The organism is Acinetobacter sp. YH12201, assembly GCF_013418145.1.
GTDB lineage: Bacteria > Pseudomonadota > Gammaproteobacteria > Pseudomonadales > Moraxellaceae > Acinetobacter.
Window position 1 is genome coordinate 1 of the sequence record NZ_VPCP01000107.1, and the last position, 7,543, is coordinate 7,543.

General features: G+C 42.2%; 7 protein-coding genes and 2 pseudogenes. 1 reads left to right on the top strand and 8 read right to left on the bottom strand.

Going from position 1 to position 7,543, the window contains the following annotated elements:
- Positions 1-337 precede the first annotated feature (337 nt).
- The 5 genes from FTU91_RS14805 to FTU91_RS14825 all read right to left on the bottom strand — a co-directional run bounded on the left by FTU91_RS14805 (position 338) and on the right by FTU91_RS14825 (position 5,496).
- Complete coding sequence (locus tag FTU91_RS14805; RefSeq protein WP_180082722.1) at positions 338-1,213, bottom strand: pirin family protein; 876 nt, start codon at positions 1,211-1,213, stop codon at positions 338-340.
- Between the two features lie 264 nt (positions 1,214-1,477).
- Positions 1,478-2,041: an alkyl hydroperoxide reductase subunit C gene (gene ahpC, locus FTU91_RS14810; protein ID WP_180082724.1), complete on the bottom strand. Its 564-nt coding sequence runs from the start codon at positions 2,039-2,041 to the stop codon at positions 1,478-1,480.
- Positions 2,042-2,259: 218 nt separating this feature from the next.
- Positions 2,260-2,847, bottom strand: coding sequence for a single-stranded DNA-binding protein (ssb, locus tag FTU91_RS14815; protein WP_180082726.1), 588 nt, complete (start codon positions 2,845-2,847; stop codon positions 2,260-2,262).
- Positions 2,848-2,898: 51 nt separating this feature from the next.
- Positions 2,899-4,263: an MFS transporter gene (locus FTU91_RS14820; protein ID WP_180082729.1), complete on the bottom strand. Its 1,365-nt coding sequence runs from the start codon at positions 4,261-4,263 to the stop codon at positions 2,899-2,901.
- Positions 4,264-4,410: 147 nt separating this feature from the next.
- Complete coding sequence (locus FTU91_RS14825; protein WP_180082733.1) at positions 4,411-5,496, bottom strand: DUF475 domain-containing protein; 1,086 nt, start codon at positions 5,494-5,496, stop codon at positions 4,411-4,413.
- A gap of 240 nt (positions 5,497-5,736) precedes the next feature.
- Between FTU91_RS14825 and tenA the strand changes: the two genes are divergently transcribed.
- Positions 5,737-6,408: a thiaminase II gene (gene tenA, locus FTU91_RS14830; RefSeq protein ID WP_180082731.1), complete on the top strand. Its 672-nt coding sequence runs from the start codon at positions 5,737-5,739 to the stop codon at positions 6,406-6,408.
- Between the two features lie 251 nt (positions 6,409-6,659).
- Here the strand turns inward: tenA and FTU91_RS14835 are convergent.
- The 3 genes and pseudogenes from FTU91_RS14835 to FTU91_RS14845 all read right to left on the bottom strand — a co-directional run.
- A pseudogene (locus FTU91_RS14835) lies at positions 6,660-6,999 on the bottom strand (GlpM family protein).
- Between the two features lie 64 nt (positions 7,000-7,063).
- Complete coding sequence (locus FTU91_RS14840; protein ID WP_166170792.1) at positions 7,064-7,417, bottom strand: DUF1304 domain-containing protein; 354 nt, start codon at positions 7,415-7,417, stop codon at positions 7,064-7,066.
- Between the two features lie 17 nt (positions 7,418-7,434).
- Positions 7,435-7,543, bottom strand: a pseudogene (locus FTU91_RS14845) (IS701 family transposase); the annotation flags it as partial.

Here is a 7,543-nt window from a genome sequence, read left to right on the forward strand (position 1 = left end):
CAAATGGCTATTCTACGTTTGATTGGTTTTGGAAAAAAAGAAGAATTTAAGAAAGTGCTAGCAATTTTAAGAAAGAAAAAGCCTGATAGGACAAGGATCCTATGAAATTTGTCGTGTACAGAGAAAAAAAGTAATATATATTAACCATTTTTTTAACTAACGTTTTACAAAACCCTCCAATATTATTATGATAGAAAAAGTTAAAACCTGATAACTCCATCACGTTTTCATCAGCCACAACTATACAAATATACCGACAACAAAAAATTCAGTTCGCAAAAAAGCCCCTCAATTTTTAGGGGCTGTTTCTTTTTGAATCAACCCAGTGAATACCGACCTAAGCTGTAACCGGAATTTCACCAAACTTACCGCTATTAAAGTCATTGAATGCTTGAATGATTTCATCTTTGCTATTCATCACAAAGGGTCCATAGCCTTGAATTGGCTCATTTAACGGTTGACCGGTCAGCAGCAAAAATTTGCTGTCTTGCAGTGCTTCAACTCGAATATCAATTTCGCCATCTTGAGCAAACATCACAATCGAGCTGTCCTGTACCTGCTGCGTTCTATTCAGCTGTATTTCACCCGACAGCAACACCAGCAGCACATTATGATCGACAGGCACATGCAGATGCTGAATCTGCTCGGCTTTTAATTCACCATCCCAGACATTGACCTGACTATGGGTTGAAGCAGGACCTGTATGCCCGGCATAGTTCCCGGCGATCACCCGGATATACCCTGCATCCTGTTCAAAATTAATGACTGGAATATCTTTTGCTATAATGGCCTGATATTTCGGTGCGGTCATTTTGTCTGCTGCAGGCAGGTTGACCCAAAGCTGCACCATTTCAAACAGGCCACCCTTTTGGGCAAATTCGGCTGAATGAAATTCTTCATGTACCAGACCTGCTCCTGCCGTCATCCATTGCACATCACCGCTTTGAATGGTTCCACCACCACCGACCGAGTCTTTATGCGTCACTTCACCCTGATAGGCGATGGTCACGGTTTCAAAGCCGCGATGTGGATGCGAGCCGACCCCATGCTGCTGCGTCGTTGGGCTAAAATGGTAGGGTGCTGCATAATCCAAAAGTAAAAATGGACTGATTGCCTGCCCTAGGCGATCATAGGAAAACAGGTTTTTTACTGGAAAACCGTCACCCACCCAATGCATGTTCTGGTTGCGGTAAACGCCAATAATTTTTTTCATCTCAAACTCCTATCTCTAGGAAACAATATGCACTTATCTTAGATTTTTTAAAGATTCCAGCCTAGCCACAGTGCAATATACAGCGTCCCAAGAATGAGATAATGGATTTTTACCCTCAAATTTAATACAAAAAATCATTTCATTCAGATCAATATCATCATTGTCCTATAGTTAGGATAATCTATTTTGCTCTTTTACCCAGAACCTGCATAAAAAATCCAGAACCGAAATTCTGGATTTTTAGGAGAGTATTTTAACTTGAGATTAGATTTTACCGATCAGGTCGATTGAAGGTGCAAGGGTTGCATCGCCTTCTTTCCATTTTGCCGGGCAAACTTCACCGGGGTGAGCATGGACATATTGTGCAGCCTTGACCTTACGTAAAAGTTCTTGCGCATCACGGCCAATACCACCAGCGTTGATTTCGATAATCTGGATTTTACCTTCCGGATCAATGACGAAAGTCCCACGGTCTGCCAGACCTTCAGCTTCAATTAACACTTCGAAGTTTTTCGCCAAGGTCCAGGTTGGGTCACCCAGCATGGTGTACTGGATTTTCTTAATTTCCTCAGAAGAATCGTGCCAAGCTTTGTGAGTGAAATGGGTATCTGTCGATACTGAATAAATTTCTACGCCCATTTTCTGGAATTCAGCATAGTTATCTGCCAAATCACCGAGTTCTGTTGGACAAACGAAAGTGAAATCTGCAGGGTAAAAGAATACCACTGACCATTTCCCAATCATGTCTTTTTCAGAGACTTGAATGAATTCACCATTTTTATACGCTGTTGCATTGAATGGCTTCACTTCTGTATTGATTAAACTCATGAAATATCCTCTAGCTTGTTTTCGGGATTGCTTATTTGGTGAAGCTAGAATACGAAAGATTATCAAATAGGTAAAACCGTACTTTTTTATAAAAATTATCGGATTTATAGATTTATAATTTCTATCTGATTTTTACAGTTGATTGGTTTAGACAATAAAAAAACCCTTTGCTTTTCACAAAGGGTTTGGATGATGACTTGCCGTTCTAATAGTGCAAGTTAAAATGGTAAATCATCATCTAAATCTGCCGGTGCAGCTGCTGCTGGTGCAGGCTGTTGTTTTGGCGCAAAACCACCCGGGTTGTTATTGCCATAACTATTACCCTGATTGTTCTGGTTGTTGTTATAACCACCCTGATTGCCATAACCGCCTTGGTTGTTATTATTGTTGTTATAGCCGCCTTGATTATTGTTGAAACGTGGCTGGTTATAACCCGAGTTATCGCCACCCGCAGCTTGTTCACCTTGCTGACGGTTACTGTCCAGCATTTGCATCTGTTCACCACGAATTTCTGTGGTGTAGCGTTCCTGACCGCTTTGGTCTGTCCACTGACGCGTACGCAATGAACCTTCAATATAAACTTTTGAACCCTTACGTAGATATTGCTGTGCAATTTCACCTAAGCGGTTATGCAACACAATACGATGCCATTCAGTTTGTTCTTTACGCTCACCGGTATTTTTATCAGTCCACGAATCGCTGGTTGCAATTGAAAACTGAGTCAGAGAACCACCATTTGGAAAAGTTTTGGTTTCAGGATCTTTACCTAAAGTTCCAACTAATATAACTTTATTAACACCACGCATCAGACGTACACTTCCTATTCATTTCTATATTTTACTTTATAAGAGTTATGCTTAAATGGCTACCTCTTTACCCAACAACTGCGTTAAATCTTGTCGCGCAGCTTCATCTATCAGCTGTTTATCAATTTTAACATAAGCAAATTGCTGGTCGGACATCACCACAACCTCTTCAATACCACGAATTGCCAAAAGTTGAGAAGTCCACTCATCCGTTTGTTTGGTCTCGGGCAAGGGCAGTACCAATGAAGAAAGATAACGCGGCTGGGCCAAACCAAAGCTGATCAATAACCAGACCACCGCAATAGCCGCCAGAATGCTCCAACCCAGTGAGGTATTATTGAGTAACAAGAGTTGACCACCAATCATGCCACCAAAAAATGCCCCTAAAAACTGGCTGCTGGAATTCACGCCCATGGCTGTCGCTTTGGACTGGATTGGTGCCGATTTGGATAACCATGAAGGCAACAAGGCTTCCATCACGTTAAAGGCAATAAAGAATAACCCCAAACCTGCCAATAAAACATATTTAGATTCATAACCAAAAATCAGCACCAGCAAGCCCAATACAATTCCAGCAATGGCTGTCAGGAAAATACCGCGCATTTTGCGATATTTTTCAGCCAGAATAATGCTCGGAAAGGCAAAAAACAGGCTAATAATGAGCAGTGGCAAATACACCAGACCATGACTGGATAAAGGAATACCAGCAAACTGAATCAGTTGCGATGGCATATAGACAAACATCGCGGTCAGCAACAGGTGCAAGGCAAAAATTGAAACATGCAGACGGTTTAAATCGCCCATTTTCAATACCTGTTTCAACTGTGCAGCATAACCTTGCTGGTAATTTTTATGATGCCGGGTGACCTTAGGAACAAAGAGCAGCATCGATATGGCAGCCAAACCCATAATAGTCGTCACCCAGAACAGGCCAGAAATTCCCACCAGGCTGGTCAGCCAAGGCCCCAGACTGAAGGCCACCATAAAGGATACACCAATACTCATGCCCATCACGGCCATGGCTTTGCTGCGCTGTTCTTCACGGGTCACATCGGCCAAAAGTGCCATCACCACCGCTGAAACAGCACCACCACCGGCAATGGCACGGCCAATGATTACGCCATAAATGGTCTCGGACATCGCCGCAACCGCACCACCCAGGGCAAACAGCAACAAGCCAATAATGATCAAAGGCTTACGACTAAAGCGGTCGGCCAGCAAACTAAATGGTATTTGTAAAATGGCCTGGGTTAAACCATAGACCCCAACAGCTAAACCAATCAGTGCAGGGGTTGCCCCTTGATATGACTGCCCTGCCACCGAAAACACAGGAATAATCATGAACAAGCCCAACATACGCAGTGCAAAAATACTGCTTAAGGCAAAGGTTGAACGGCGTTCTAAAGCATTCATCATATTAATTGGCTTGGGTCTATAAAATTCATTTCGATGGATTATCCTACAACATTCATATTATAAATGCTGATTTTTCAGGAATGAACCACCATAAAAAAGGACGCATTTTCATGCGTCCCTATTGTACTCGGTTTTCTTAAAAAACCATTAATGGATTCGTTCTTGACGTTTGCTATATTGAATGGAAGCAATGACTGCCCAGACAATAAACGCTACACCAATTAAACCGGTGACTACTTCCGGCACATGTACACCGGTACCACTGGCCAGCATAATGAAGGCTAAAGCTCCAATAGCATAATGCGCGCCGTGTTCAAGATAGATATAAGCATCCAAGGTACCTTTTTCTACCAGATAAATGGTCATTGAACGCACAAACATGGCACCAATCGCCAGACCGAGCATAATGATCACCACATCCGAAGTAATAGCAAAAGCACCGATTACACCATCAAAACTGAACGATGCATCCAGTACTTCCAGGTAAATAAAACCGCCTAAACCGGCTTTAATAACGCCTGTAGAGGCACCACTGGCATCATGTGCTACAGCATTACCCTCTTCATCAATTTCAGGTTCACCACCTAACAAGTGGCTCAATACTTGAACCCCAATGTAAATCACAATTCCCCAAATCCCGGCCATGGTCACCACTAAACGTGTGGCCTCTTCTACATTGGCTGCCATGATCAGCAAGCCAATTAAAGCAAGGAAGACTGACATTGCCGGTACATTAGCCAGATTGGATAAACGCGCTTCCAGCCATCTAAACCAGTGGGTATCTTTTTCGCTGTCCAGGAAGAAATTCAGGAACACCAGTAACAGGAATGAACCACCAAAGGCTGCAATTTCCGCATGATGGGCCATCAGCTTTTCGGAATAACTGATCGGATCGTTTAGGGCCATTTTCACGACTTCGAACATGCCCATGTCAGCAGTTACGGCAACAATCACAATCGGGAACACCAGACGCATACCGAACACGGCAATGATGATCCCAACCGTCAAGAAAATCATTTTCCAGAAATGATCCCAGCCTCTGAGCACAGAGGCGTTCACCACCGCATTATCGAAAGAAAGAGACACTTCCATAACAGCCAAAATAGCCGTAATGGTCAGTGCCGTGAACATGGTCTTTACCCCTGCTTCCGGGCCATGGGTAAATCCCCAGTATGCAGATATAGCCAGACACACGATGGTAAAAATAATGGAGAAACCAAAATGTTTCATTATGATAAATCGACCTATAGACAAATAATTTATATCAAGTGCATTGGGCAGAACCTAAAAGAGAGCACTTGAAATTTGATCGCTTCAATTATGACGGCTTTTTTTACTTTAATCCAAAGTTCTTGGTATGATTTTTTTTGAGTACAAATACACTATTTTTTCTACTGCATATCTTGAGTTGAAAACTCTTGTTATAGTCCCGCCTTCTGTAAATTCTTCTTTTAACATCGACAGGATGATGACATGAGCTTTTCTCAAGATGTATGGCAACGCAACTTGGCTTTATACGAAAAAACTTTAGCCCTGCCATTTAACCAAGAACTTGCACAAGGGACTTTGAGCAAAGACGTTTTTAGTCATTATGTGATTCAGGATGCGCATTATTTACTGGCTTATGGCCGTGCACTGGCGGTCTGTGCTGCAAAAGCATTTACAGCGGAAGATGTCATGCAGTTTTCAGATGCTGCCAGGATTGCCATTGTGGTAGAACGCAGCCTGCATGCTGACTTTATGCAGGAATTTGACATTAGCCAAGAAGAATTTAGAACCACGCCACTGACTCTGGCTTGTCATCATTACACTTCATTTTTAACCGCCACAGCCTGGTCAGAAAGCTATCCGGTGGTTCTGGCTTCTTTACTGCCCTGTTTTTGGATTTATGCTGAAGTCGGTAAAGCGATTGTTCAACATTCCATTCCGAATAATCCTTATCAGGCCTGGATTGATACCTATGCCGGTGAAGAGTTTAATCAGGCAGTTCGTAACGTAATTGCGACGGTTGATAGCGTAGCTGCTCGTTGTGATGCAGATACTTTAGAGAAAATGCATCATGCCTATACCACGGCTGCCAAACTGGAATGGCTGTTCTGGGATAGTGCTTATGATCAACGTCAGTGGTTAGGTGTGGATGATTAATCCAAAATACCTATTTCTTTTCGGCGGAGTCTTACAGCTATAACATAAATTGAAACAGCTCATTCGTTACTTTGGTTTCGCCCAAAGTAACCAAAGGCATTTGCCATTCGCAAAACTCGCCGATTACCGAAAAATATAAAATTTTTCGCAGAAACATTACTTTAAAAAAGTAGTTCTGCCTCGAACAGTTGCGAATGGCTCTTCCGCGATAGCAAATATTTTTGATGCTTTAATTTTTGTTTATTAAATCATTACTGCTGAAACATCTGCCAGCCATAAATCAGCCCTGCCGCAGCCACAATCCAGCAAAGGGTTGCTATGCTTAAACAGGACCACATCAACATTTTGCTTGCCAGCATATAAATCATCAGCAAATAAATGGCATAGGGAATTAAAGACCATAAACCCAATATGCCATTTTACGCAAAGCTTCTGCACCCTACTGTTGCGACACAATCACATGGGCAATCAGGGCAAAAGTCGGAAAGAGTGACACCAGACCGGCGATATAAAACGCTTTACTCTTGGACAGAAGGAAAATAATAAGTACAACCGCTACCCTAAAATACATTTCAAAAATAAAGCCAGCATCCCGACCCATCCGAACTGATCAATTTATTAAACCGCATAGTCTAAGCTGAAAAATATCGTTTACTTAAACTAAGTTCAGCACAATCAAAGCCAGCAGTGCAGGCAATGCCTGAATATAAATAATTTTTTTACTTGCGGTAATACCGCCATAAATCCCAGCAACCAGCACACAAGCCAAAAAGAAATTTGCCAGTGCAAGTGCATAGCTTGCAGGCGCAAGTAGCGACCAGATCAGGCCTGCGGCTAAAAAACCATTATACAGACCCTGATTTTGTGCCAGCACCTTGGTGAGTTTTGCCTTTTCTGCAGTATTGCCAAAGGCTTTCATACCCAGAGGTTTATCCCACAAAAACATTTCCAAAATTAAAATATAAAGATGCAACACCGCAATCAGGGCGATCAGAACTTTTGTAATAATCTAGGACTTACGCAGTATTATTTATAGATTCTCTGTGGTAGCAGATGATTTTTATCGAGAATAAAGTCATCAATGAAGTTTTTGATCATTGGTCTAAATAATTTCTTCTGCCAACGATATACATTT

Excerpts from the sequence above, each read along its gene's own strand:
- FTU91_RS14805 (WP_180082722.1), bottom strand. The coding sequence starts at position 1,213 with ATGAAAAAAATTATTGGCGTTTACCGCAACCAGAACATGCATTGGGTG.
- ahpC (WP_180082724.1), bottom strand. The coding sequence starts at position 2,041 with ATGAGTTTAATCAATACAGAAGTGAAGCCATTCAATGCAACAGCGTAT.
- ssb (WP_180082726.1), bottom strand. The coding sequence starts at position 2,847 with ATGCGTGGTGTTAATAAAGTTATATTAGTTGGAACTTTAGGTAAAGAT.
- FTU91_RS14820 (WP_180082729.1), bottom strand. The coding sequence starts at position 4,263 with ATGATGAATGCTTTAGAACGCCGTTCAACCTTTGCCTTAAGCAGTATT.
- tenA (WP_180082731.1), top strand. The coding sequence starts at position 5,737 with ATGAGCTTTTCTCAAGATGTATGGCAACGCAACTTGGCTTTATACGAA.